Source organism: uncultured Helicobacter sp., from assembly GCF_949282165.1.
Taxonomy (GTDB): Bacteria; Campylobacterota; Campylobacteria; order Campylobacterales; family Helicobacteraceae; genus Helicobacter_F.
Genome location: NZ_CASDOV010000006.1, coordinates 1 through 26,589 on the forward strand (window position 1 = coordinate 1; position 26,589 = coordinate 26,589).

At 40.5% G+C, this 26,589-nt stretch carries 19 protein-coding genes; 14 read left to right on the top strand and 5 right to left on the bottom strand.

Annotation, left to right across the window (positions count from 1 at the left end; genetic code table 11):
• The first annotated feature begins 233 nt into the window (after positions 1 to 233).
• Positions 234 to 1,721 (top strand): hypothetical protein, encoded by a 1,488-nt coding sequence (locus ACH2BK_RS04520; protein WP_395002257.1) that lies wholly within the window; start codon positions 234 to 236, stop codon positions 1,719 to 1,721.
• A 763-nt stretch (positions 1,722 to 2,484) separates the two neighbouring features.
• On the top strand, positions 2,485 to 2,643 hold the full coding sequence (locus tag ACH2BK_RS04525; protein ID WP_394998209.1) for a hypothetical protein: 159 nt from the start codon (positions 2,485 to 2,487) through the stop codon (positions 2,641 to 2,643).
• 19 nt (positions 2,644 to 2,662) lie between these two features.
• Here the strand turns inward: ACH2BK_RS04525 and ACH2BK_RS04530 are convergent, their stop codons facing one another.
• From ACH2BK_RS04530 to pyrG, 4 genes are read right to left on the bottom strand one after another with little or no spacing between them, the layout of a single operon-like run.
• Complete coding sequence (locus ACH2BK_RS04530) at positions 2,663 to 3,694, bottom strand: ATP-binding protein (protein WP_394998207.1); 1,032 nt, start codon at positions 3,692 to 3,694, stop codon at positions 2,663 to 2,665.
• Complete coding sequence (locus tag ACH2BK_RS04535; RefSeq protein ID WP_395002258.1) at positions 3,685 to 4,623, bottom strand: RluA family pseudouridine synthase; 939 nt, start codon at positions 4,621 to 4,623, stop codon at positions 3,685 to 3,687. The genes ACH2BK_RS04530 and ACH2BK_RS04535 overlap by 10 nt, the downstream gene beginning before the upstream one ends.
• Position 4,624: 1 nt before the next feature.
• Positions 4,625 to 6,184 carry a single-stranded-DNA-specific exonuclease RecJ gene (gene recJ, locus ACH2BK_RS04540; RefSeq protein WP_395002259.1) on the bottom strand — a complete coding sequence of 520 codons (1,560 nt, stop codon included), beginning with the start codon at positions 6,182 to 6,184 and terminating at the stop codon, positions 4,625 to 4,627.
• Positions 6,181 to 7,857 carry a glutamine hydrolyzing CTP synthase gene (gene pyrG / locus ACH2BK_RS04545; RefSeq protein ID WP_395002260.1) on the bottom strand — a complete coding sequence of 559 codons (1,677 nt, stop codon included), beginning with the start codon at positions 7,855 to 7,857 and terminating at the stop codon, positions 6,181 to 6,183. Before pyrG ends, recJ begins: the two co-directional genes overlap by 4 nt.
• 156 nt (positions 7,858 to 8,013) lie before the next feature.
• Between pyrG and ACH2BK_RS04550 the strand changes: the two genes are divergently transcribed.
• From ACH2BK_RS04550 to ACH2BK_RS04595, 10 genes are all read left to right on the top strand, one after another.
• On the top strand, positions 8,014 to 10,368 hold the full coding sequence (locus tag ACH2BK_RS04550; RefSeq protein WP_395002261.1) for a GNAT family N-acetyltransferase: 2,355 nt from the start codon (positions 8,014 to 8,016) through the stop codon (positions 10,366 to 10,368).
• Between the two features lie 211 nt (positions 10,369 to 10,579).
• Positions 10,580 to 13,087 (top strand): DNA methyltransferase, encoded by a 2,508-nt coding sequence (locus ACH2BK_RS04555; protein WP_395002262.1) that lies wholly within the window; start codon positions 10,580 to 10,582, stop codon positions 13,085 to 13,087.
• Position 13,088: 1 nt separating this feature from the next.
• The gene (locus ACH2BK_RS04560) at positions 13,089 to 14,495 is read left to right on the top strand and encodes an AAA family ATPase (protein ID WP_395002263.1); all 1,407 of its coding nucleotides are present in this window, start codon (positions 13,089 to 13,091) and stop codon (positions 14,493 to 14,495) included.
• A complete protein-coding gene (locus ACH2BK_RS04565) occupies positions 14,485 to 15,060 on the top strand; it encodes a hypothetical protein (protein WP_395002264.1) in 576 nt (191 codons plus the stop codon). Before ACH2BK_RS04560 ends, ACH2BK_RS04565 begins: the two co-directional genes overlap by 11 nt.
• Complete coding sequence (locus ACH2BK_RS04570) at positions 15,060 to 16,055, top strand: virulence RhuM family protein (RefSeq protein WP_395002265.1); 996 nt, start codon at positions 15,060 to 15,062, stop codon at positions 16,053 to 16,055. Before ACH2BK_RS04565 ends, ACH2BK_RS04570 begins: the two co-directional genes overlap by 1 nt.
• Complete coding sequence (locus ACH2BK_RS04575; protein ID WP_395002266.1) at positions 16,055 to 18,946, top strand: DEAD/DEAH box helicase family protein; 2,892 nt, start codon at positions 16,055 to 16,057, stop codon at positions 18,944 to 18,946. Before ACH2BK_RS04570 ends, ACH2BK_RS04575 begins: the two co-directional genes overlap by 1 nt.
• A 344-nt stretch (positions 18,947 to 19,290) precedes the next feature.
• The gene (locus ACH2BK_RS04580; RefSeq protein WP_395002267.1) at positions 19,291 to 20,037 is read left to right on the top strand and encodes a hypothetical protein; all 747 of its coding nucleotides are present in this window, start codon (positions 19,291 to 19,293) and stop codon (positions 20,035 to 20,037) included.
• 37 nt (positions 20,038 to 20,074) lie between these two features.
• Complete coding sequence (locus ACH2BK_RS04585) at positions 20,075 to 20,581, top strand: hypothetical protein (protein WP_395002268.1); 507 nt, start codon at positions 20,075 to 20,077, stop codon at positions 20,579 to 20,581.
• A 55-nt stretch (positions 20,582 to 20,636) separates the two neighbouring features.
• Positions 20,637 to 22,550, top strand: coding sequence for an Eco57I restriction-modification methylase domain-containing protein (locus ACH2BK_RS04590; protein ID WP_395002269.1), 1,914 nt, complete (start codon positions 20,637 to 20,639; stop codon positions 22,548 to 22,550).
• Complete coding sequence (locus ACH2BK_RS04595) at positions 22,547 to 24,082, top strand: Eco57I restriction-modification methylase domain-containing protein (protein WP_395002270.1); 1,536 nt, start codon at positions 22,547 to 22,549, stop codon at positions 24,080 to 24,082. The genes ACH2BK_RS04590 and ACH2BK_RS04595 overlap by 4 nt, the downstream gene beginning before the upstream one ends.
• A 52-nt stretch (positions 24,083 to 24,134) precedes the next feature.
• Here the strand turns inward: ACH2BK_RS04595 and ACH2BK_RS04600 are convergent, their stop codons facing one another.
• On the bottom strand, positions 24,135 to 24,311 hold the full coding sequence (locus ACH2BK_RS04600; protein ID WP_395002271.1) for a hypothetical protein: 177 nt from the start codon (positions 24,309 to 24,311) through the stop codon (positions 24,135 to 24,137).
• Between the two features lie 91 nt (positions 24,312 to 24,402).
• On the opposite strand from ACH2BK_RS04600, the gene ACH2BK_RS04605 reads away from it, so the two are divergent.
• Positions 24,403 to 26,115, top strand: coding sequence for an acetolactate synthase large subunit (locus ACH2BK_RS04605; RefSeq protein WP_395002272.1), 1,713 nt, complete (start codon positions 24,403 to 24,405; stop codon positions 26,113 to 26,115).
• On the top strand, positions 26,115 to 26,582 hold the full coding sequence (ilvN, locus tag ACH2BK_RS04610; protein ID WP_395002273.1) for an acetolactate synthase small subunit: 468 nt from the start codon (positions 26,115 to 26,117) through the stop codon (positions 26,580 to 26,582). The genes ACH2BK_RS04605 and ilvN overlap by 1 nt, the downstream gene beginning before the upstream one ends.
• The last annotated feature ends 7 nt before the right edge of the window (positions 26,583 to 26,589 follow it).

Here is a 26,589-nt window from a genome sequence, read left to right on the forward strand (position 1 = left end):
CTAGATTCAAAACCTTAGATTTTATCCCCCACTGATTCAGAATTTAAGCAATTTACAGAATCCACAACGCTAGAAAACCTGAACGAGGCTTTGCCAAATACAAACAATAATGCATGCGGTAGCACAAGCCGCACTTTTAGCACACTTTACACAATCCTTACGCACCCTACACACGCATCTTAAATTGGATCGTTAGAATTTTCCCGTCCTCAAAATTCAACCAAGGGAAAACAATGAACAACAAAATTTGCCTAGCATTAGCAGGATTGCTTAGTGTGAGTTTGCTTACCGCCAATGAGGCACCAAGCGCGCAGGCTGCTCAATACGCGCAAGCCCCACAGAGTGCGCAAGCCCCCGCGCCAAGCGATAGTAAAGCAAGCGATAGTAAAAAGGCAGCGAGCAGCTTTTTTGAAGGCATGGAGGCTAAGGGTTTTGCGCGTATGCGATTTACCACGATTGATGGGCCCGGCGATAGCGGCGCGGATCAGCAGCACAGATTTAGAATCGATCTCACTTCGGGCAAAGTCGATGGGTGGAGCCTCACCACAGGATTAATGTTTAACTACGGAAGCTCAACTCCCACAGATGTGAGCAACACAAATGGCGCCGCACAGGGGAGTATGGCAGTGGTTGTGGGTAGAGCGTTTAACGACAGATTTGGTATCTCCCAACTCTCGGTTAATAAGGAGCTAAAGGGCGAGGATACCAAAGCCGAGTTTCGCGCTGGGCGGATCTCTATGGATCCTATCTTTAGCGATAAAAATACAGATATAGGCACGGGTGCTATCGCCAAAATCCAAATGGACAAAACAAAACTCGCCCTAAACTTCTATGATAGCTGGATCACAAGCCATGTCATCTACAACCTCCGCGGAGAGAATGGCGTAGCTCTGGGGAGCTCTGAGGTTAGCAAAGGCTCTATGGGCAACGATCTCATCAGCCTCTCATTAGGCGGGGAGAATCTCGGGGGCTTTAGCTACAATGTCTCTTTAGCCCATATCAATAGACTATTTAACTATATGGCCTTTGGTGAGGCCAAATACGAGTTTGGCGGATTCTATGTGCTAGGGCAAGTCTCAGCAGCGGATATGGCAGATGATGCGAACTTTATGACAGGCAAGGGGGATTACACCAACACCACTTGGGGCTTTACGCTAAGTCCAAATGATGGGCAAGGCGTGGATAAATACAGCGGCTTTGCCAACCAAGATTGGGCAAAGAGCCGCGGGCTTTATAACTTCCAAATTGGTTACAAAAACAAAGAAAATCCTTTCTCTTTTAAGCTCGGCTATCTGGGGAGCTTTGGCGATGGCTATGGCACTCTGCTTGATCACATAGGCGGGATAAATATCGCTGGGAAGTTCTGGAGGGATAGCTGGGATGCCACTAATGATGGCTTTGGCTTTATGGGTGCGGGCGGACGCACTGACTCTAGCATACAGGTGGGCTATCTCGCGCTAGAGTATGGACTTACCAAAGCTTGGAAGATAGGGCTAGACTACTCGCTCGTAGGTGGGGATAATAGCTATCCATATATAGAGGCCATCTTATCTGCAGCAGATCGCACTAGGGCACAAAGTGGCAAGGGGATCACATTCCACGAGATTGCGCCATCGGTTGGCTACAAAGTCGGCAGAGTGAGTGTCACCGCCTACTATGGGCAAAATCTGGGCGATGTGACTTATAGCAAGGCACGCGCAGAGATGCGCTATGATTTTTAAGCCCTAGGGGGCTTACAGTCTTAGAGAAAATTGGCTTTGTGTGGAAAAGGACTCCCCGCAGGCTTACAATGCGCAGATTTGTGGATTTTTGTAAAGGCACGCTTAGTTTGTGTGCTAACCTTGCTCCAAATTTTTCAGAGCAAAGATTTTTTAGAAAACGAAGCTTTTTAGCAAACTTACGCAGCCACATGTGCCAAGGGGCAAGCTAGGCGTGAGCTTTTAGAGACAGATTCACAATCTAAAACAAATTCACAGCTCCCCCCACTTCAAAAAACTTGTGCGATACCAATAATAATGCGTGCGGTAGCACGAGGCCTAAGCAGAATCTATAGCAATAGAATCCAATCAAAACTTAGAATCTAGCCTCTTAGATTCACATTCTCACGGATATTTTCTAGATTCTGTGTATTGTTTTGTTTTTTCGCAAAAAGGGGTATTCCCCTCTCCCCGCTCTCCCCAGCCCCGAAAAAGCCGCCGCTGTTTTTGCTGCGCTTTGCTTGCAAGCCTTCGGCAGGAGAGAGCCTCGCTATCTCCTTGTCTAGTCAAAAATGCTAAAAATGCACTCCTGCATTTTTTTAACGCATTTTTCTAAAGAAGCTTACGCTTTGCCACCACGACAAGGGCGAGTGTCGGTTTGCGCTGACGCACTTCCACATTGATTTGATTTTTGCTCCGCAAAAATGGCGCAATTTTGCAATTGCGCTAGGCTCGTGCTACCGCACACCACATTATTTGATATTTGGCAAAGCCTTGCACAAAGTTTTTGAAGTGGGATTGCGTAATTGTTTTAGATTTAGATTCTGTAAATGCTCTAGATTCTGAATCTACGCTAGATTCTGTAAGGTTTTTGGAGTTTAGATTCTGTCTTTGCTTTTTTAGAATCTCCTTAGATTCTGCAATGATTTACAATCCCTTAGGCTGACTTCTAACCAAAGCACAATCTACACAATCCACTCCCCAAGCGCAAAGTCAATAAAATCCATCGCGCGCCACTGCCTCTGCCCCACTCTGCCCTCGCCCTCAAAGCTCAGCGTGATGATACAAATCTCCTTGGCAGGGATTTTGTGAATCTTGCGCCCTATGAGCTCTTGTGTCGCAAAGGGAATGCTCACAAACGCGCGATCTTGATACAAAAACTCCCCGCTATCGCCATAGCTTAGCACTCCCCCGCCCTGCTCGCTAAGCTTTAATAGCTCCAAAAAAAGCATATTTTCTAGCTGCGCGGCAAGGCTATGGTGGCTTAAATGCGAAAGGCTAAAATCCGCAAAATAGAGCTTTTTGGCATTAGTCTTGTGCGCGTGCGGGAGGAAAAACACCACGCCATTTTCCTGCCACTGCGCAAGCCTAGCGTAGATTCTGTCCTTTGAGAGCTTCATTATGGGCTTTAGCTGGGCGTAGATTCTGTGTGGCGTGGCGTTTTGGGACTGAAAAGCCAAAAGTGCCAAAAACATCTCGCTATCACTGCCAAATCCCACCCGCACAACCTCATAGAGCCGCTCAAGCCGCTTATACGCCCCAAACTCCTGAATCTCTGGGAGATTGCCGCTTTTTAAAAACGCGTTAAAAAGTGCCTTAAGTGAGAGATTTTTGCTATCAAAGCTCACAAACTCCTCAAAACACAGCGGCAAAATACGCTTGAGCCCAAACCCCGCTGGGCAGTGCCGCCTATCGCCTATAAGCACGATATTTGGGATATTTGGCAGCGCGATAGAGCCCTGATAATTATCCAGCACAAGCGCATCGACATTTTTCTCTAGGTGCATTTTCAGCAGATAGCCCTGCACCTCCTCACCCTGTATCCGAGCCAAATCAATATAAATAGGCTTTTTGAACCCAAGCGCAAACTGCAGGGCTAGGGAGGTTTTGCCCGAGCGCGGCGCGCCATATAGGAAGCTCTTGCCCGGAGTGATACCATAGCGGCGCGGCAGAATCTTGCGCTCTAGGGTATAGGCTGCTAGGGCATTTAGCGGCATACGCGCTCGCTTGTGTGATCAAAACTCGTGTTATAAAAAAACGCAAGCAGCCCCGCGCGCAGCACAGAATCTATACAAAACTCCTTATCATCGTAGCGAAAGACAATCCTTGAGGCATTGAGCATCAAATGCGGCGCACCCAAAAGCCGCACGAACTCCCTCTCCCCCGCGCTAGATTCTAAAAAAAATCGCGAGATTTCATCACTCACGCCATAGAGACAATCCCCCACGATAGGGTGCTGGATAGAATCTAAATGCACGCGGATTTGGTGCGTGCGCCCCGTGAGCGGGCGTGCCTCTATGAGCGTGCGATCGCGCGCCAAATCGCGCTCAATCACCCTAATGCGCGTCCTCGCGCTCTTACCCATAGGCGAGATCACACTCCGTATGCTCAAATCCCCGCCGCCCTTTTGGGTAAGAATGGGCGCGCAAATCTCGCGCTCATCGTCTTTGACAATCCCCCGCACGATTGCCGTATAAGTCTTTTGCACTTTTTGGTGCAAAAAGAGATTTTTGAGCTCCTGCTCGCTGCGTGAGTGGCGCGCGCACACCACAAGCCCGCTTGTGAGTGAATCTAGCCTATGGATAGGGTTTGCCTGCACGCCAAAGGTGCTCTTTAGCGCGTCATTAAGGCTAGGGTGCGCATACAAGCCCTTGGGGTGGGTGAGCAGATGATGTGGCTTGTCATACACGCAAAAATCCCTATGCACAAAAAGCGGCGCTAAGCCCAAATCCTGCGGCACAAAGCGCGCGATCTCTACCCTGCCCTGCACTTCTTGTGCTTTGAGCACCCTCACGCCATTTTGCGTCATTCTGCCTCTGTCGATAAGCCTTTGTGCAGCCTTTGGGCTAAACCCTAGTGCGCGCACCAAAAACACAAACGCCCTTAGCGGCTGCTCTATGGTGTATTCCTCACACACAAAAGGCATACTAGCCCTCTATCTGCAAACATAGGCGTTGGAAATACCTATCATACGCGAGGGCAAAGCACCACTCCTGCGCGCAAACTCCGCTAGCAAAAAACTCCACGCCATAGAGCCTCCTGCCGCTAGGAGCGCAAAATTCTAGGCGCAAATGCTCTTTGTTTTTGCCCATAGGCTTTGAATCTAGTAGCCTAAGATCGTCACACATAAAGTGAGGCAGGGGATTGTGCGCGCCAAAGGGCTCAAACTCCTCTAGGAGAGCAAAAAGCTCCATATCGATATCATCGGCGCGCACATAGCCTAGCACCGCGCTAGATTCTCCCTGCGCCTCCCTCACTACGCATCTATCCAAAATCTCCATAAACTCATCTAAATCATCTTTGTGAATCTGCAGCCCCACCGCGCCCTGATGCCCGCCAAACTCGAGCAAAAGGGGCTTTAGCCCTTGGGCTTTTTGGAGAGATTGTATGAGATTTACCCCGCCATAGGCGCGCCCCGAGCCTTTGAGCACCCCATCGCCCCCATCGCTTAGCACAAAGGCGCACTTTTGGTGCGTTTGGGCAAGCCTCGCACACACGATCCCCACCACACCGATATGCCACTCCCCTATCGCACACACAAACGCGTCACTTTGCGTGAGGCAATCTTGGGCTTTTTGGAGGGTTTGGGCTTGGAGGGCTTTGCGCTCGTTGTTTAGGGATTGGAGCTGGGCATAAACCTGCAGGGCTTGGGGCAGGCTTTTTAGCGTGAGAAACTCAAACGCCACGCGCGCATCGCTCACGCGCCCCGCACAATTTAGCAAAGGAATGAGGCTAAAGCTTAGCGTTTGCGCGCTTATCGCCCCTAGATTCTGGCGTAGCACCTGTGCAAAGGGCGTATCGGAGGTGCGCAGAATCTGCAGGGCTTTTTTGACTACGATTCTATTAATCCCCACAAGCGGCATCACATCGCCAAGCGTAGCTAAGCCCACAAAGGGCAAAAACGCGCCCATATCGATGCGCGCGCCACACTCTTGCTTAATCCCCGCACACAGATACCACGCCACCATCGCCCCGCAAATGTCTTTAAAGGGAAAGCCACAGCCCTCTTGCTTGGGATTGATGAGCACATCGCAAGTGGGCAGTGAATCTTGGGGCGTGTGGTGATCGGTGATGATAAGTGCGAGATTGTGCGCCTTGCAAAACTCGCCCGCCTCAAAGGCACTCACGCCATTATCCACAGTGATGACAAGCCCATAGTGTCTGGGGGCCTCAAGCCGCTCTAAGAGATTCACGCTAAGCCCATAGCCATCGCTAAAGCGATTGGGCAAAACCACTTCAAAATGCGCATAGCCTAAAGCTTCAAAAAACCCCTGCATAATCGCGCTCGCATTCACGCCATCAGCGTCATAATCCCCCACGATGAGAATCTTTGAATCTCGCTGCATATGCGTGGCGATGAGCTTTGCAGCCTCTGGCACGCCTTTTAGCCTATGGGGCAGTGGCAAGTCCGCTAGCCCCGCTATGCCACGCTCCAAATCGCGTTGTGAGAGAATCTCGCGTATCTGGGATTTGCTAAGGTATTTCAATGCACTCTCTTATGCGCTAGGCTCTGGCGCAAAAATTCTAGGATAATGGGATTTGGGTTTTTGAGCCTTGAGGTAAATTCTGGGTGGAATTGCACCGCGACAAACCACGGATGGTTTGCAAGCTCGATAGCTTCAATAAGCCCATTAGACTCGCCGCTGATGAGCATACCGCCCTCCTCTAGTCTCTGCTTGTAGGCGGGATTGACCTCATAGCGATGGCGATGACGCTCTTTGATGCAATCTTGCTTGTAGGCGGCGTGGAGTTTGCTGCCCTTTTTGATAGCGCAGGCATACTCGCCTAGGCGCATCGTGCCGCCCATAGGGGAGCTGTGCGTGCGCACCTGCTTTTTGCCCTGTGAATCTATAAAATCCTCGATGAGATAGATGATGGGCTCTCTAGCCTCTTTATCAAATTCCGTGGAGTTCGCCTCGGCTATGCCTAGGACATTGCGCGCATACTCGATGATGGCTAGCTGCATACCAAGGCAGATTCCAAGCAGCGGGATATTGCGCTCGCGCGCGTATTTGATCGCTTGGAGCTTGCCCTCTATCCCGCGCTCGCCAAAGCCCCCCGGGATCAGGATAGAATCCACTTCATCAAGCGCGCATTTGCCCCCCTCCTGCGCGCTTTCTTGCGCGCTATTTTGGAGGCTCTCGCTATCTATCCACAAAATCTCTACGCGTGTGTTGATATGCGCCCCAGCGTGGATAAGTGCCTCCGTGAGGGATTTATAAGATTCTTTAAGCGAGAGGTATTTGCCCACAAAACCGATGGTAATGCTGTCTTTGGGCGAGATGATTTTTTTGACAAGCATATCCCACTCGTCCATATTGGGACTTAGCTCGCCTAGATTAAAACGGCGCGCGATAGGCACCAAAATCCCCTCTTGCAACAAATCTAGCGGGCATTTGTAGATACTCTGTGAATCCTTTGCCACAATCACGCTATCATCATCGACATCACAGCTCATAGCTAGCTTTTTCTTTAGCTCCTTATCGAGTGTGCGCTCACAACGCGCCACGAGAATCTGTGGGGAAATCCCTATGCGGCGCAGCTCTTGGACACTATGTTGGGTTGGCTTAGTCTTTAGCTCCCCTGCGGCGCGGATAAGCGGGATAAGCGTAACATGCACGCTAATGACTTGCTTAGAGCCTAGCTCGTGCTTGAGCTGACGCATAGCCTCTAGGTAGGGCATACCCTCCATATCGCCCACCGTGCCGCCAAGCTCGACGATGAGAAAGTCGCTCTGCGCGCCTGCGAGGTGGATTCTGTGCTTTATCTCATCGACGATGTGGGGGACTATCTGAATGGTTTTGCCCAGATACTCGCCCCTGCGCTCTTTGTCGATGACGGAGAGATAAATCTGCCCTGTTGTGAAGTTGTTTGTCTTATGGAAGTCTTTATTGAGAAATCGCTCATAATGCCCGATGTCTAAATCCGTCTCTGCCCCATCGCTCGTCACAAACACCTCGCCGTGCTCTAGTGGGCTCATCGTGCCCGGATCGACATTGATATAGGGATCGATTTTTAAGATACTGACATTAAACCCGCTGTGCTGCAAAAGCGTGGCGATAGAAGAAGAGGTAATGCCCTTGCCAAGCGAGCTTAGCACGCCACCAGTTACGAAGATGTATTTGGGTTTTGTGGATTTGGGGGATTGTGTGGATTGCATAACACCTAACTCCAATGCGAATTTGGCGTATTATAAACCATACATTCTTAAAAATAGCAGGGCGTGATGTGCGCAAGGCTCGCGGGCAAATTCAGTAAAACCTTGCTATAATCCGCTATTAGATTCTATAAATTTATGAGATTTAAGGAGACTTATATGGCTTGTGTATTGCAAATCGGTGCTGGTGGCGTTGGCGGTGTGGTAGCACACAAAATGGCTATGAATAGAGATGTTTTTACTCGCATTGTTTTAGCCTCTAGGAATGTGGCAAAATGCAGGGCGATAGCCGATTCTATCAAGGCTAAGGGCTTAGGAGATATAGAAGTAGATTCTGTGGATGCGGATAATGTGGCTGAACTTGTAGCCCTTATAAAAAAATACAAGCCATTTTTAGTGATAAATGTCGCCCTGCCCTATCAGGATTTAAGTATTATGCAAGCTTGCCTAGAGACAAAGACACATTACTTAGACACTGCAAATTACGAGCATCCAGATTCTGCACACTTTGAGTATAAAGAGCAGTGGGCGTATGATACACGCTATAAACAAGCAGGGATTTTTGCCCTACTTGGCAGCGGCTTTGATCCGGGAGTTACGAATGTCTTTTGTGCCTATGCACAAAAACATTATTTTGATGAGATACATACTATCGATATTTTGGATTGTAATGCAGGGGATCACGGCTATGCCTTTGCTACGAATTTTAATCCAGAGATTAATTTACGCGAAGTGAGTTCAAAAGCCCGTTATTGGGTTAGTAATTCGTCTCTTACGCAATCTTTGAATGATTTCGGCGGTTCGGCTCGGTCATTTATGTCTAATAAACTCCCTTCGCCTCACCTTGAAAAACATTCAAATCTTACGCAAGATACTAGAATTACTGAATCTTGTAACACAGATTCTAGGCGTCAGTATCTTGGAGATAAAATAAGCATTATTCCCTATGAGCCTTCTATGCTAGATTCTATGCTTACAATCTGGGAAGATTCAGTTAGAGCCTCGCATTTTTTCCTAAAAGATAGCGACATTGTAGAGATAAAACAGGAGGTAAAAGCTGCCTTTTCATCTTTACAAAATATCCTTGTAGCAAAGGTAGAAGGTGAGTTTGCAGGTTTTATCGGCGTGAGCGAAAAGATGATTGAAATGCTTTTTGCAAGCCCTAAATTTTTTAATCTAGGACTAGGTAAAAGGCTGATTTTAGAGGCTTGCAATGCCTTTTTTGCTAAGCAAGATGAAATTTTGGTAGATTGCAACGAGCAAAATGAAAGAGGCTTGAAATTTTATCAAAAACTAGGCTTTAAGCAGCTTGGTAGGAGCGAAAAAGACTCAAGTGGCAGAGACTTTGCCATCATTCATTTTTCTATCACAAAAGCAGAGCTTTTAAACAAACTTAATAGCCTAGATTTTAACATAAAAGCAAATTTAGCCCTAAATCCTGACTTAAAAAAAGATGAAATTTACCGCAAATTTGAGCGAGAGGAAAAGCATTTTAAACTAGAATCCAACACGCAGGATTTGAAAAACGAGAACTATTTTGGTGGGCAGTGGAAAGATGTGGCACCTCTAGCGTTAATGAAAGAGTGGGAATACCCTGAAGTAGGCGTGAAAAATAGCTATCTTTTATATCACGAGGAGCTAGAATCTTTGATACGCAATATCAAAGGCTTACGCAGAATTCGCTTTTTTATGACCTTTGGCGAGAGTTATTTAACGCATATGAAATGCCTTGAAAATGTCGGGCTTTTACGCGTTGATGAGGTGGAGCATAATGGGCAAAAAATCGTGCCAATCCAAGTGCTAAAGACACTTTTACCAGACCCAGCCTCCTTAGCGCCCCGCACCAAAGGACAAACACACATCGGTTGCTATATAAAGGGCGTGAAAGAGGGCAAAGAACGCACGTTTTATATTTATAACATTTGCGACCATGAGGCGTGCTATAAAGAGGTAAATGCACAAGGGGTAAGCTACACCACAGGAGTGCCAGCGATGATAGGAGCAAAGTTGATATGTGAGGGAAAATGGGGCGTAGGTGCGTCTAAAAATTCGTCTTTGGGGGGGCATTCAGCTTTTAGCGATAAATCATTGAATCTACGCTCGGGGCTTGGTCATTACCCTCAAGGTAACTCCCTGCACCCCTCGCTTGATAACAACGATTTCTCATCTAAAATCTTAGAATGCCAAAATAGTGGTGTGGATTCTAAAACACAGCAATCTCTTACGCAAGATACTAGAATTGCAGAATCTGATAATCGTCATTCTGAGCGAAGCGAAGAATCTAAACATACAGAATCTAATTACGTACAAGAGCGACTTGCCTTGAATGCCGATATGCCTCAAGGTGGGGAGTATCAAGGCATAGATTCTAACAATGGAAGCGGTGTGTGGAATATGGAGCAAAACGACCCCGACCCCTTTATGCGTGAGCTAAACAAGCAAGGCTTACCTTATGTCGTGCTTGAAATAGATTCTAATGGAGATTCTAAAGTGCTAGAGGACGGGAGAAAGTGAAATGAGATTCTGAACTTTACATAGCAAAGTTTGCAATGACTATATGAAGACTCTTTAGAGATTCTAGAATCCTTAGATATTTCGCTTCGCTCAATATGACATATTTACAGAATCTAGAATCTAGCAAAAAAGCGCAAAAAAAGCTAAAAAATGTAAAAATTACATAGGCAAAAACAAATAATATAAGCAAAACTATTAAGGAAGTAAGGATATGGACTACAAACAAGCCTTTTTATCACAGCTAGAAAATAGCTATCTTGGTGTGCAGATACAAGATGCAAAAGATTTGTTCTCGCAAGATTTAGGCTCACAGGATTCGGGCTCACAAGATTCACTATCAAAGGAAGCCCTCAAAAAGAGTGGCTTTATCAATTTATTGCAAATGAAATCAAAGTATTTTCAGCATATCAAAACCCTCTTAGAAAAAGAGGAGCTAAATCACAATATCTACACCAAGCTCTATAATTTCTTTTCAAGCTATCTCAACGAGACAGGCACGCCCTTTTTCTACGATACGCCGATGCATAAAAACATCTATGCTAAAGTCTATACCAACTCAAAAGACACAAGCCTTTTTTATAAAACTCAAAACCTCTACTATGTCAAATCCGATACAATTTACCACGATGCAGAGATTACAAGCGAGGATTTTGCATACACTTTTATCTTTGATACAAGCTATTTTGCCCCAAATGCTGATAATGCCAAAAACAAGGCTATTTTTAAATTTACAATAGAGGAAAATATAAGAATCTATGTGCTAAATGATAAAGAAAGCTTAAAAGACCTTCCCCCTGTATTTAAGCAAAATAGCACGGAGTTAAGTGAGGACTTTCTCAAAGCCTTAAAAAATGAGAAAATTATGCTTAAAGAAGAGGAGATAAAAAAGATTCTAAACTCTTATAAAAGACAAAATGAGATAGATTTTTTTATCCATAAAAATGCCAAAGCCTTTTTAGAGGAGCAGTTTTCTCTATGGCTCTTTAAGCACACAGTAGATGAGCTTACGCACTGGAGTAAAGAAAAAATCGATGAACTAAATACCCTAAAAAGAGTAGCCTTTAAGATAATTGATTTCATCGCAGATTTTGAAGAGGAGCTAAAGGCGATATGGTGTAAGCCAAAATTTGCTAAGAGGGTGGAGTATGTCTTTAGCCTTGATAGGATAGATTCTGCCTTATTAGATTCTATCATCAACGATGAGGGTTTTAAAGCACAGCTAAAAGAATGGCAGGAGCTAAAGCTAGTAGATGAATATTTTGAAATCAAAAATATTAGTGATGAAAAGTATAAATTTCTACCCCTTGATACCAAACATTTTAGTAAAACGACAAAATACAAGATTCTAAGCTCTTTTAAGGATATAGAATCTACCCTCAATGGTGAGCTGATAAAAAGTGATAATTTTCAAGCTCTCAATACCTTGCTGCCAAAGTATCAAAACAAGGTGGATTTAATCTACATCGACCCACCATTTAACACAGGAAGCGACTTTGAGTATAAAGATAAATTTCAAGATTCTACATGGCTTACCCTTATGGAAAATCGCTTAGAATTAGCGAAAGAATTTTTAAGTGATAGAGGAAGTTTTTATTTGCATTTAGATGAAAATGCTGATTACAGAGGTAAAGAGCTTTTTAATGAATTTTTCGATGATATGGAGCATAAAAAGATTACATTTGATACAAATGCTACCAAAGACGATGAAGCTGATTTATTTGGTTACAAAAGCTTTGGAAATAATTTTGTTTTGAAAAGTTCAACTATTCTTTTTTGTAAAAAAGAAAATAGTATTTTTAATAAATTATGGAAACCAAATAGAAATACATCTTTATTAAATTTGGGACAGCTTGATTTGATAGGGATTCCTAAAATAGAATCCCCAAAAAAGATAATCGATTATGAATACAAGATTGAAAAATGGAGCAATGGCAAATTGGATTATAAAGATATTGATATAAAAGATGAGAAAATATATCCATTAGGCGATATTTGGAATGATTTATATTCTTTCACTCAGTCTGAAATGAGAGTTAGTGAAAATGTATCTTTTTATAGTTCTCAAAAGCCTGAAAATATGTTAAGAAGAATAATACAATCTAGTTCAAATCAAGATGATATCGTGATGGATTTTTTCGCAGGTAGTGGAACAACCTTAGCTGTTGCTCACAAATTTAATAGGAAATATTTAGGAGTAGAAATGGGGGAACATTTCTATGAGAAATATCGAGTATTTAATAAAGATACTAAACAATATGAGCATAGATTAGGATTGCTTGGTAGAATAAAAAATGTTTTGGCTGGTGATATTGAATTTTGTGCTGTTGATAAACAAAGAAGATCATCTCTTTCAAAGATGATAAATTTTAAAGGAGGCGGTGCTTTTAGATATTATGAGTTAGAATCTTATGAGGAAAGTTTAAGTAACTGCGAGTATGTGCTAGATAAAGATTCAATCATTGACTACCGCAAATCAAGAAAACTCATAAAAGCCCTAAATAAAGGCGAGACTATAAGCCTAGATATGAGCGGGTATAGAAAAGACTTTGATATACTGCATACTATGGCAAATGTTTTAGGGCTAAGGATACAAAGACTCTTTTTAGATTCTAAAGGCATAGAATGCGTAGAATTTGACAATGGCGATATAGTATCTAGTGATAGCGTGGATTTATGTAAATATCCAAAGCTAACAAATCTCATTTGGTGGGAGAGGTAAAATGAAAATTCAACTAAAAAATATAGGAATGCTTGATGAAGCTGAATTTGAAATAGGCGATATTACTTTAATTTGCGGTGAAAATAATACTGGAAAAACTTATGCAACTTATAGTTTATATGGTTATTTGGATTTTATGAGATTGGCTAGAGAAGGATTGTTTATTAGAAGAAGAAAGCTTTTTGATACTGACAAACTAGAAGAAGAGAATATTAAAAATAAACGAGAAAGAAAATTAACATATGTCGATATTAAAGATAAACTAGAAAACCATATAAGCAACAAAACGAGATTATATCGTGATCGTATACTTGTAAAAATTTTAGCTGGGAAAAATGAGGATTTTGAAAATGCGGATTTTAAAGCAACTATTCAAATATCTTTAGAAAGCGTGAAAAAGTCTATAAAACAATACCTAGAAGATTTGAATTTAAGTCAAAAACGTAGGATAAAGGTTAAGCATATAGTATACGATGATGGTATTGGTTTTTTTGATTTAAATGAACTTGAATTTGATGAATATTTGATTATATTTCTTGATTCTTTATTAAGTTATATTTTTATAAAAAATTTTATTTTAAGTGTTGAAAGAACAGGGGCTTCTATTTTTCAAGATGAATTAGATTTTATTAAAATAGCAAAATTAGAAGCTATGCAAAAAATGCTAAAAGAAGAAGATGTTGATTTATTTGAGTTTCAAAAAAAATTAGAAGAAAAAAATCAGCTTTATCCAAAACCCGTAAGAGACAATATAAATTTTATAAGAGATATACAACAAAAAACAAAATTAGAAAGTATGTTTAAGAAAGACAAAGAAAGATATAAAAATATCCTGAATTTATTAGGAAATATTGTGGGTGGAAAGTATAAAGCTACAGATTATGGTATTTTATTTCAGCCAAAAGGTAGTAAAAAATTTTTCAATATTGAAGTAGCTTCAAGTTCAGCTAGATCTTTATTGATGTTATATTTTTATATTTTACACCAAGCTCAAAAAGGCGATATTTTGATGATAGATGAGCCAGAGCTTAACTTGCATCCTAAAAATCAGATTCTGCTGGCAAGACTTTTTGCACTACTAGCAAATGCGGAGATTAAAATTTTTATCACCACTCATAGTGATTATATTGTGAGAGAATTGAGTAATTGTATCATGCTTAGTAATCTAACAGACCAAGCAATACAAAAGCTTAAAAATAGGGGTTATTGCAAAGAATATAAATTAAATAGCGACAAGATTAAAGCATATGTAGCAAAAAATATTAAAGGAAAAAATACTTTAGAAAAAGTGAATATAACACAGAAGCAAGGTATTTTTATGGAGACTTTTGATGAAGCCATTGAATGGCAGAATGAAAATCAAGGCTTGATTTTTGAAGAAATGTATAGGAAACAAGATGACAAATAGGGAGTTGCAAGATTTTAAAAATTGTTTGCATGGTAGTCTGAAAGCTATGCAAAAAGGTATACATCTTGTTGTTAAAGAACAAGAAGAAGAAAGTGTAATACAGGAAATCACTTTCAAGTTTGCCCAAAGAGATAACGTTTTAATTATTCAACAGGACATTAAGAATTGTCCTCCAATCACAAATTTATTTGGTAACAATGAAAATAGAATAGAATCTTGTGATTTTATTGTACTCTTAACAAAAAATAGAGATTTAAAAATATTTTTTTGTGAAATAAAATCTAGCAACACTAGGGAAACTAGAGAAAAGGCTAAACGACAAATAGAAAGCTCTAAAATATTTTTTGAATATCTTTATAAAAGTTATTTGCATAAATACAGTAAAAATATTGATTTTAATACAGCCATAGAAAATGCAAAAAGTCTTATTCTTTATCCCGCTTCTATGTCACAAAAAAGACCTACATATTCATCAGAGGATAACCTAATTCAATGTAAAACAGAAGTAGATGATAATGGAAAATGTGATATAGATGGATATGAGTTTTTTGGAAGTAATCAATAATGCAAAATAACCTAATCCTCTACACCACGCAAGATAAAAAAATTAAAGTCGAGTTATATGAGTTTGGTGAGAGTGTGTATCTCACACAGGATTTAATCGCAAAACTTTTTGACACCTCAAAGCAAAATGTAAGTTTGCATATCGCAAATATCCTTAAAGAAGGCGAATTAAATGCAGATTCAGTTGTCAAGGAATACTTGACAACTGCTAAAGATAACAAACGATATAAAGTAAAATTTTATTCTTTAGAGATGATTTTAGCCATTGGCTTTAGAGTGCGAAGTAAAAGGGGAGTGCAGTTTAGAATCTGGGCTAATGAACACTTAAAGAGCTATCTACAAAAAGGCTTTATCATCGATAGCGATAGGCTTAAAAATTCAAATGGTAGAACAGATTATTTTGATGAGCTGTTAGAGCAAATACGAGATATACGAGCTAGTGAGAAAAGGTTTTATCAAAAGATAAGAGATTTATTTGCTTTGTGTGTAGATTATGATTCTAGTGATAAGGCTACACAAATGTTTTTTGCCAATACGCAAAACAAGCTTTTATATGCCATTACCAAACAAACTGCGGCTGAAATTATCTGCAATAGGGCTAATCCTAATAAGCCAAATATGGGGCTTACTTCTTGGAAAGGGACTAAGGTGCGAAAGGGCGATATTATCATCGCTAAAAACTATCTTTCTAAAGATGAGTTAGATAATTTAAATAGGCTTGTCAATGTCTTTTTGGAATCAGCAGAGCTTAGAGTAAGGGACAATAAAGTTTTGACTATGGATTTTTGGAAAGAAAATGTAGATAGTTTGCTTACCTTTCAAGGCAAGGATATATTAAAGGGCAATGGTAGCATTTCCAATGAAAAAATGGAGCAAGTCGTAAGGCAAAGATATGAAATTTTTGATAAAAAGAGAAAAGAAGAAACAAGAATCAAAGCTGATTTAGAAGATGAAAAAATGCTAGAAAAAACCTACAAGGCTCTAAAGGATAGATAATGCCAAAGCACACAAGTATAAAAAAACATTTGCTTTTAAGTGAAATATGCAACAACAAAAGAGTGCAATATAAAGAAAGCTATGAAAACTATGATTTAAAAAGCTTTAGTGCGGATATTGCTTTGCAAGATTATCAAATAGCAAGTTTGCAAAATGCCCTTATAGCCTTAGACTTATATATGTGTTATAAAGATTCTGATTATATAAAAACTAGAGGCGAAAAGCTTTATAGAATCTATAAAGAACAATACAAAGATTGTAAGCTAGAAAAAGAGGAGATTAACCGTGCGTCCTTTTGGATGGCGACAGGCAGTGGCAAAAGCATAGTGATGATAAAGCTACTCTCACTCTTGGGTAAGGCAGTGAGAGAGAAAAAGATTCCAAATAAGCCCATAATGCTACTTGCTCCAAATGATACGATTTTAGCACAATTTAAAGACAATGTAGCAAAATACAATAATCACAATACAGATTTCATCACCCTCAAAGAGCTTAGAGAATATGAGAGTGCAACACAGGGTGGTTTGTTTGGAGAGACTACTGTTTTTATTGCAAGGAGCGATTTGCTAGATTGCGCACAAAATGTGGGCAAAGATAAAAGTGCCAAAAGACTTGATTATAAAAATTACTGCAACAATGAGGGCTGGTATATCCTGCTAGATGAAGCCCACAGAGGCGATAGCAAAGAATCTATTAGAAAATATTACATCAATGAGATAGCTTGCGGGGATAAGCTTAGGGAGTATGAGGGCTACTCTTATAATGGCTACTCTAGGGGCTTTATTTTTAATTTTTCAGCGACTTTTAGCGATGAGCTAGATTTTCTTACTTGTGCTTTTAATTATAATTTAGAAAAGTTTAATAATGATGGATATGGCAAAAATATCGCTGTGCTAGATTCTCATCTCAAATCTTTTAGTAAAGAGAGTGATGAGAGTGAACGGATAATACGAATCATCGAGGGCTTTATACTTTTTAGTGCTATCAAACAAAGTAAAAAGGAGTTATTGCGTAAGGCTAGGGACTTTGGTATCTCAAATATACAATATCATAATCCCCTAATCATCGCCGTATCTGATAAGGTCAATACCCAAGATGCTGGGATAAAGCTGTATTTTAAAGCGATATTACAGATTCTAAAAGAAGATAAAGATATACAAGAGATAGCCAAGAATCTTTATGAAAAACTAAAAAATCAAGAGCTGTATTTTGCAAAAGATGTCTTAAGCGATGAGTTGTTAGAATATGTGAAAAATACAGATTCTAAAAATGTGAGGGAAAATATCTTTTATGCGAGTGAGCCCTCACACCTAGAGTGCTTTAGGGCAAATGAAAAAGAGTTAGCTTTTAAAAGTAAGAATGCCAATGAGTCTTTTATGCTACTTAATATCGCAGAGGCTAAAAAATGGGAGAAAGAGCATTTATTAGAGCTTGGAGTAGAGAGCTTTAAGGATTTGCAAAAGAGTTATTTTAAACATATCAATGAGGGCGATTCAAGCATTAATATTATGCTTGGAAGTAAAGTCTTTAGCGAAGGGTGGGATAGCAACCGCGTGAATCTTATCTATTTTATCAACATTGGCAGCAAAAATGCTAAAAAATATGTTTTGCAAACTATCGGTAGAGGTGTTAGAATCGAGCCTTTTTCTAATGTGCGAAAGAGAATGCGATATTGTGAGATGTATGAGTATAACACAAGGCAGACTTTAAATAATCTTGCTTGTGGGCTAGAGACTTTGTTTATCTTAGCGAGCGATAATGAGGCTATTAAATATATTTTAGAAGAGATTGAAAGCTTCATCACTCAATATCCACTAAAAGGCTTTAAAAAGACAAATACTCTAAGCCCTCTTCCTACTCCAAAGTATAAAAATACAGAATCTAAAGAGAGAAGATATAAAATCGGTATAGATGAGGCAGAGGCACTAAGGGCTTATGTGCAAAGCTATGATGAGGATATTTTAGCCCTTAGTAAATGCGTGATAAGTAAAGAATGTAGCTATGAAACATTAAGAGAAATTAAAGATTTTTTAGACGATAAAAGCGAGAGAATTATCCAATACGGGGATTTTCAAGAATTTGATAAAAATAAGACTTTTAGCCATATTCATAGAATCTTAAATGTTAGAAACAGAGAGCTTAAAGAATTTGTAGATTTAAGCGATGAAATCAATCATTATCAAAGCTTTAAAACCACTTTGGGAGAAAGTTTCGCAAATGAGATAAATGGGATTATAAAAACTCTCAATGCACATAAAGCCTTAAAAACAAGAGAGGATTTGCAAAAAGAGGGAGTAGCAGAGGAATATATCCCAGCTATTTTAGAATCTGAAGCCAAAAAACAAAGTAGGATTATTGATTCTTATCAAATCAGTGCAAAACTAAGAGAGCATTACTATAATCCGCTTATTATTTATAGTAAAAACGATAGAGATTCTGGGATTAATTTTGCAATAAATGAGGAGAGTGAAAGGGAATTTTTACAAGATTTAGAGGAGTTTTTGCAAAGAGATTCTAAAGAACTTATTAAATACGAATGGTGCTTTTCTAAACTTGTAGAAAATATCGATACTATTTATATCCCATATTTTGATAATGAGGCACAAAGCGAAAGAAAGTTTTATCCAGACTTCATATTTTGGTTTAAAAGTAAAGAAAATGGAGAATATACAATCATTTTCATAGACCCAAAGGGGCTTAAAATAGAGGCAAACCCAAGAGATAAAATAAAAGGCTTTGAAGCGATATTTAAGGATAAGGAATTTTTATATAGAGGTAAAAAGATTCAAACTTATCTTTTTTATTATAATAAAAATGTGGGGGAATTTATAGGCTTTGAAAAATACAAAAAGAGTAGCGTAAAAGAAATTATTGATGAGATAGTGTGTTAATGTGGCTTTTTAAGTGTAAAAATTAGGAATACTCGCAGGTTAGGCAAGAATATTTAAGAATCGCTATTTAATAATCCTGCCATTTATGTATATTCTTGTGGCGATTACACGGCGTATTTAGAAAAAACCAAAAAATATTTGCTAAAAAGAATATAAGGCGAGTTTTCATAACTAGCTGTGAGAATCTAGATTATGGTAAAAAAGTTTTTAGAGGAAAATGATGTGGAGTATAAGATTGTGGCTTACAGAAAAGATGTATAAGAATATCATTTCTTAATGATTTAGGACTTTCAGCTACCATACGCTTTAAAATAAATACTAAAGCTACGATGAGGAAATAATAAATGAGTAGAGACTTAAAATATGATGAGTTTTTCTTTAGGCGTGAAAATCGCATAGTAAGTATTATGGATATAAATAACAACCACTTATACTATCAAAATGAAATGTTTTGTCCAGATTGTCATAGTGCTGAACTATCATTTGTAAGTAATACAAATAAGACTCCTCATTTGCGAACAAAACAAAATTCCACACACACTCAAGGCTGCTCCTATAGCTACAGTGTAGCTTCTAATAAAACAATAATCAAATATTTTACAAATCTAACTAGTGAGCAAATAGAAAATAAGCTTAATTCTATGATGCGCTATCTTTGCGTAGCACAACACACAAGAAATGAAAATACCTCAAGCAATAATGTAGAGCATAATCCAATGCTCATAAAAACACAAAAATCACAAGAAACAAAGGAAATACAAGCGATAAAAAGAAAAAGCTTTAATATAGCTATCAACGAAAAAGATTTGGCTTGTATTTGTATTTTCTACGGAAGAGTTAAGCTAAGTGTTGAGGAGATAATTCAAGATAAGAAACACTATGCTTTCTTGAAAATTTTTGCTAAAAATAAACAAAAGTTCAATATTTATATCCCCAAACATTTTATACCAAAAGACATAGAAACAGATACAGAGTATAATTTTATAGCTATAGGGACTATTAAAAATATTTCTGAGTTTTTAAAGATAGAGCTACTTTTAGGGCAAAAATACGACGATAAATCAATTAGCATACAATATCAAAAATGTTAAAATACTATCAGATATTTTAACGCTCTAAGGAATCCCAATGTCACACGCTTTTCGCTTTTTACGCAATAATCTTTTCACCAGCTACACATTAGAAGTTGATTTCCCACAAATTTATGACTTTGAGGGCAATAAAGACCAAGCTAAAAAAGCCCTAGATTCCATAAAAGCTATATATAATAAAGAAAAATTTATAAGCCAAAATGAACACCAGTTTGAAGATGATTTCATTAGCGAAGTATTAGAGATTCTAGGTTGGAGCTTTATAAGACAAGAGGAGAAAATCATTCAAGGTAAGCTAGAAAAGCCAGATTTTTTGCTTTTCACAAATCAAGATTCTAAAAATACCTATTTGCAAATCCCAAAAGAGCAACGCACGGCAAATAACGAGCATTTTAGTGTCATCGCAGAATCTAAAGCCTACAAAGTAGAAATAGATAATAAAAAAAATCAAAGACAACCCACACTTTCAAATCCTGCGTTATCTCTCAAATCTCAAAAAAGACTATGGAATCTTAACCAACGGACGCATTTGGCGATTTTATGACAACTCAAAGCTTAGTAGCACAAAAATTTTTTATGAAGTGGATGTAGAAGCCATCTTGCAACTCTCTAGTGAGGGCGCAGAGCAACTCCAAGCCTTTAACTACTTCTATCATATCTTTCACGCAAAGAATTTCTCACAAGATTCACAAAATAAAGCAACAATAGAACACAGCCTAGAGAAAAATACAGAATCTAAAACCCTCATAGAGGAGGATTTGCGTTCGCTTATCTATGGTATTAATGGCAAGGATTCTGTATTTGAGAAAATCGGAGCTTGTCTGTATAGGGCTAAGATGAGCTACAAATCTCAATCTTCACCCCACAGCAGCACAACGCAAGAAAAAACGCAAAATCCTGAAAAAGACCAAAAAGCACATCTCAATGCCATCTATGAAAACACCCTGTATTTTACCTTTCGCCTGCTTTTTATCGCCTATTTTGAGGATAAATTCGATGAGGTTTTAGAGCAGCATTCTTGCTTTAAAGCAAGAATGAGCCTCCAAACCCTCCTAAAAGAGCTGCAAGATTCTAAAACCAAAGAGAAAAGCTTTATAGGCATAGGCAAACTAGAAGATATTTTTAGAATCTACAATGAGGGCAAGCCAAACTATGATATGCCAATCTTTAATGGCGGGCTATTTGATAGCACCAAGACCCCGCTACTTAGCCTACCAAAGATTTTTAACGACCAAGAACTCATAGATATTTTAGAATCCCTTTTCTACTTCAAAGACGGCTTGAATCTTTACAGACGCGATTATCGCACCCTAAGCATCGCCCATCTTGGCACGATTTATGAGGGGCTGCTCTCCTACTTTTTTGAGATAGCTAGTGAAGATATTTTCTACCTAGAATACACACCCAAAAGGGCTAAAAAACAAGAGAGCAAAAGCATAGAGGGCTACTTTGATAGCTATGACTACGCACACATCGCTAATGATAAAGCCTTGCAGATTCACAAAGCTCAAAGCTACAAAAAAGGAGAAATCTACCTCAAAAACACGAGTAACTCAAGAAAAAGCACAGCAAGTTTCTACACGCCAGAATCTATTACCAAATTCCTCTGCCAATCTGCCCTGCAAGAAGCCCTAGAGAAAAGGCTAAAGGACTCCACTCTGCTGCATTTTAAGATTTTGGATAATGCCTGTGGGAGTGGGCATTTCCTCATAGAATCCCTAAATGCCATTACAAAAATCGTCTTAGAGAACTTTGAATCTTTTCCTAGTTTTAAAGCCCTCTATGAAAGCCAAAAGGATTCTATCACGCAAAATGTCGCACAATTCATTCCAGACTACAAAATCGATGAGAGTGATATTCTCAAGCGACTTTTGCTCAAACGCGTGATTTATGGAGTGGATGTCAATCCCTTTAGTGTTGAGCTAACCAAACTTGCCCTGTGGATAGATAGCTTTATCTTTGGCACGCCTCTAAGTTTCCTAGAGCATCATATCAAATGTGGCAATGCCCTTGTGGGTAGCAGCATAGCAGAGTTTAAGCAAAACACCCTAGAGTCAAGCAAACAAAGCCTTTTCTTGCGGGATTTAGATTCTGCTTTTAATGTCTTGCAAGAAGTCTTTTATAAGCTAGATTCTCTCAAAGACAATACCGAATCTGACATCAAAGAGAGCAAGAGGCTTTATAATGAGGAGATTCTCCCCACACTAAAGAAGCTTAATCTCTATCTAAACTACGAAAATGCCAAGCATTTTGCAAACCCCCAAGAAAAGCAGATTCTCCTAAATCTACAAACAGACAAACTCCAAGTTCTAACAGAAAGCAAAGAAAACGATGTAACGCAGGCTAGATGGCTTATAGAATCCTTAAACCGCAAATACCGCTTTTTTAATTACGAGATAGAGTTTCCCGAGATTGTAGAGGAGGGTGCATTTGTGGGCTTTGATGTCATTGTGGGCAATCCACCGTGGGATAAATCAGAATTCAGTGATAATGACTTTTCCCACAGTTTGTGAGCAACTACCGCACTTTACTAAATAGTAAAAAGCAAGAAATACAAAGCAATTATCTTGCAAAATCTTATATACAAGCCCAATACAAAGAACAAGAGGGCTTTATAGAATCATTAAATATTTTTTATAAAAAGAAATATCCACTAAATCATGGTGGCAAGGATATAAATCTTTTTCGTCTTTTTGTGGAACGCAATCTATGGCTTTTAAGCAAAGATGCTAGCCTCAACTATGTTCTACCAAGTGCCTTAATGCTAGAGGAGGGTAGCTATGCCTTACGCAAGGAAATCTTAGAGAACAAAAAACTTATGTTTTTTTATGGTTTTGAGAATCGTGAGGGGATTTTTAGAGATGTGGATTCACGCTATAAATTTGCTCTTATGCAGGTGCTAAACACTTCTCTTATAGAATCAGATAATACTCCTCACACCATAAAAACGATGTTTTATAAGACAGATATAGAATCTGCCTATGACCCCAAAAATATTCTCTACACAAGCCTGCAAGACATAAGGGCTCTAAGCCCAAAGCAGCTTGCTTTGCAAGAAGTGAGAGATGCTAAAGATTTAGCGATTTTAGCCAAATGTTACAAGGCTTACGCACCTCTTAGTCTTGAATGGTTGGATTTTAAACAAGATCTCAATATGACCACGGATAAGGATTTATTTAGAGAATCTTATAGCGATGGGCTTTTGCCGCTCTATGAGGGCAAGATGATACATCAGTTTTGTGCCGAGTTTAGCGAGGCTAAATATTTCTTAGATTCTAAAGCCTTTGATAAGAGGCTAAGAAGCAAGGAAATCCACCGATTAAAGCAAGACTTGGGACTAAATAGCAAGGAATACGAGAGACTATTAGAATCTATGCTAGAGGGCAAAGAATCTAAAATGACAAAAGAAGAGCTAGAAGATTCTATCATCCGCTATGATAGGGAGTTTTTTAGACTGGGGTTTAGAGATGTGGCAAGGGATACCGATGAACGCACGGCTATTTTTTCATTAATACCAAAAAATGTAGGTTGTGGCAATACTTTATGGGCGAGTATCCCTAAAAAATATGTTTTAGATTCTAAAAATGCTGTTACGGCACAAAGCATGAGTTATAAAAGGATTTTGTTTGCTCTAGGTATTTGTAATTCTCTAGTCGTAGATTATATCGCTAGAGGTATGGTGCAAATCCATTTAAATAAAACTTATATTGTGAGAATTCCACTGCCACAGCCAAGTGATGAGGAGCTAGAATCTAATGCCAGCTATAAAGAGATCTATACCACGGCTTTACTTTTGCAGCTTTATAATGATAAGGCGGGGCATTTTAAGGAGTTGCAAAGTGCCTTTGGGATTGATAAAGCACAGATTCCAAGCACACAAAAGGCGTATGATACGCTAAGGGCTAGGCTTGATATACAGATTGCTAAACTCTATGGACTTGATAAAGAGGATTTGTGTGCTATGCTAGAATCTTTCAAAGTCCTAGCCAAGAATCAACCTCACTATATCACCTTACTGAAGAGTCTGTGGGAAAATGGGCTATGATATAAGTAATATTGTGTGGTATATCGCAAAAACTATAACGCCTAGAGGCTTGCTACCGCCTTGATCTTGCGTTAAAAAACACGGCAAAGAGAATAAGCACAAATCCCACAATATCAAGCCATAAATACCTTGTGCCAAGCAGGGCAAAGCTCATCACCGCCGCTGCCTCAATGCAGGCTATCATACTCACACACACCACTACACAATTACCACACCAAGCCCACGCCACACCCACACATCAAAAAAATAGTAGAAAATTCCCCCATCTTTTGCTATAATCTAGCCCGCTACCAAATCACATTCTCTAAGGAATCAACACGATGAGCAAGAAACTTACAGGTTCGCAAATGCTAATAGAATCTCTAGCACTAGAAGGCGTCAAAGTGATCTTTGGCTACCCGGGCGGGGCAGTGCTGCATATCTATGATGAGATTTATAAGCAAACACACTTCCGCCATATCCTCACGCGCCACGAGCAAGCCGCCATCCACGCCGCCGATGGCTATGCGCGCGCTAGTGGCGAGGTGGGCGTGGCTATCATCACGAGCGGTCCGGGCTTTACCAACGCCATCACGGGCATCGCCACAGCTTATATGGATTCTATCCCTTTAGTAGTCATCAGCGGACAAGTCCCCATCACACAAATCGGCACAGACGCATTCCAAGAAATCGACGCAGTGGGGATCTCGCGCCCCTGCACCAAGCACAACTACCTAGTCAAAGACATAAAAGAGCTCCCTAGAATCTTAAAAGAAGCTTTTTATATCGCGCGCACGGGGCGTCCCGGACCCGTGCTCATTGACTTGCCCAAAGACATTAGCGGGACTTTGGGGGAGTTTGTCTATCCAGATTCTATCACGCTGCGCACTTACAAGCCCACGACTAAAGGCAACGCGCGGCAAATCGCCAAGCTCACTCAAGCACTCCATACTGCCAAAAAGCCTCTCTTTTACCTCGGCGGGGGCGCGGTGCTAAGCGATGCGAGCGATCTTTTGCGCACGCTCGTGGCACAGACGCAGATTCCAGCGGTTGAAACCCTTATGGCGCGCGGGGTTTTGGGCTATGACAATCCGTTTTTGCTCGGTATGGTGGGAATGCACGGCACTTACGCAGCAAATATCGCGATGAGTGAGTGCGATCTGCTTATTGGCATTGGCGTGCGCTTTGACGATCGCGTCACAGGCAGGCTTAGCGCCTTTGCCCAAAACGCCAAAATCGCGCATATCGATATAGATCCTAGCTCCATTGGCAAAATCGTCGATGTGGATTTTCCCATAGTGGGCGATGTGAAAAATGTCCTAGAGGAGCTCATCGCTAGCTTGCACTCCTATGATACGACAAAGATAGAATCTTGGAAAGAAAAGCTCGCCCTCTGCGCTCAAGAAAACCCACTGCTTTATGAAGATAGCGATGAAGTGATAAAGCCCCAATGGGTTATCCAAAAGCTAGGCGAGATGCTAGGAGAGAGGGCACTCATAGCCACCGATGTGGGGCAGCACCAGATGTGGGCGGCGCAGTTTTATCCCTTTAGCTTTCCGCGTCAATTCCTCACAAGCGGCGGGCTTGGGACGATGGGCTTTGGGCTACCTGCGGCGATGGGCGCGTATTGTGCTATGCGTGAGGGAGGGCTCACACCCCGCTATGTGCTCAATATCAGCGGCGATGGCAGCATTCTTATGAATATCCAAGAGCTGATGACTTGTGTGGAGTCCCAAATCCCTGTGATAAATATCATCTTAAATAACAACTACCTAGGTATGGTGCGTCAGTGGCAGAGCTTTTTTTACGATCATAGATTCTCACACACCGATTTGAGCCTGCAGCCAGACTTTATCAAGCTTATAGAATCTTTTGGCGGCTATGGCGTGATAGTCAAGGACAAAGCCGACTTTGCCAAGGCTCTGCAAGCGTGCATAGATTCTCAAAAAGTGTGCTTTTTGGAAGTGATTATCGACAGATACGAGGATGTGCTGCCTATGGTGCCAGCGGGCGGCGCGCTTAATGAAATGATTTTGTTTAAAAAGGCGAAATGATGGAATCCAAACGAACAATTTGTGTAACAGTTATCAACGAACATAGCGTGCTAGCGCGCATATCGGGGCTTTTTGCCGGTAGGGGGTATAATATCGAAACCCTATGCGTCGCGCCCCTGCCAAATACCGATCTCTCCTATATCACAATTACCACAAAGGGCAATGCCAAAGTCTTTGAGCAAATTGTCAAGCAACTCCACAAGCTCATACCCGTGCTAAGCGTCGTGGAGAGCGATACGCTTTTGCAAAAAGAAATGGTGCTTATCAAACTCCCTATCAAGCAGCCTCTCGCCGATATTAAAGCCCTGTGTGAATCCTACAACGGACTCATCGCCGATGCGACCGATAAGCATATCATCATCACCGCCACCGATGAGCCCGCTCGTATCGATAGCTTCCTCTGCGCCCTAGAGCAATACAAGCCCAAAGAAGTCATCCGCAGTGGCGTAGTCGCCATAGAGCGTTAGGCAGCGT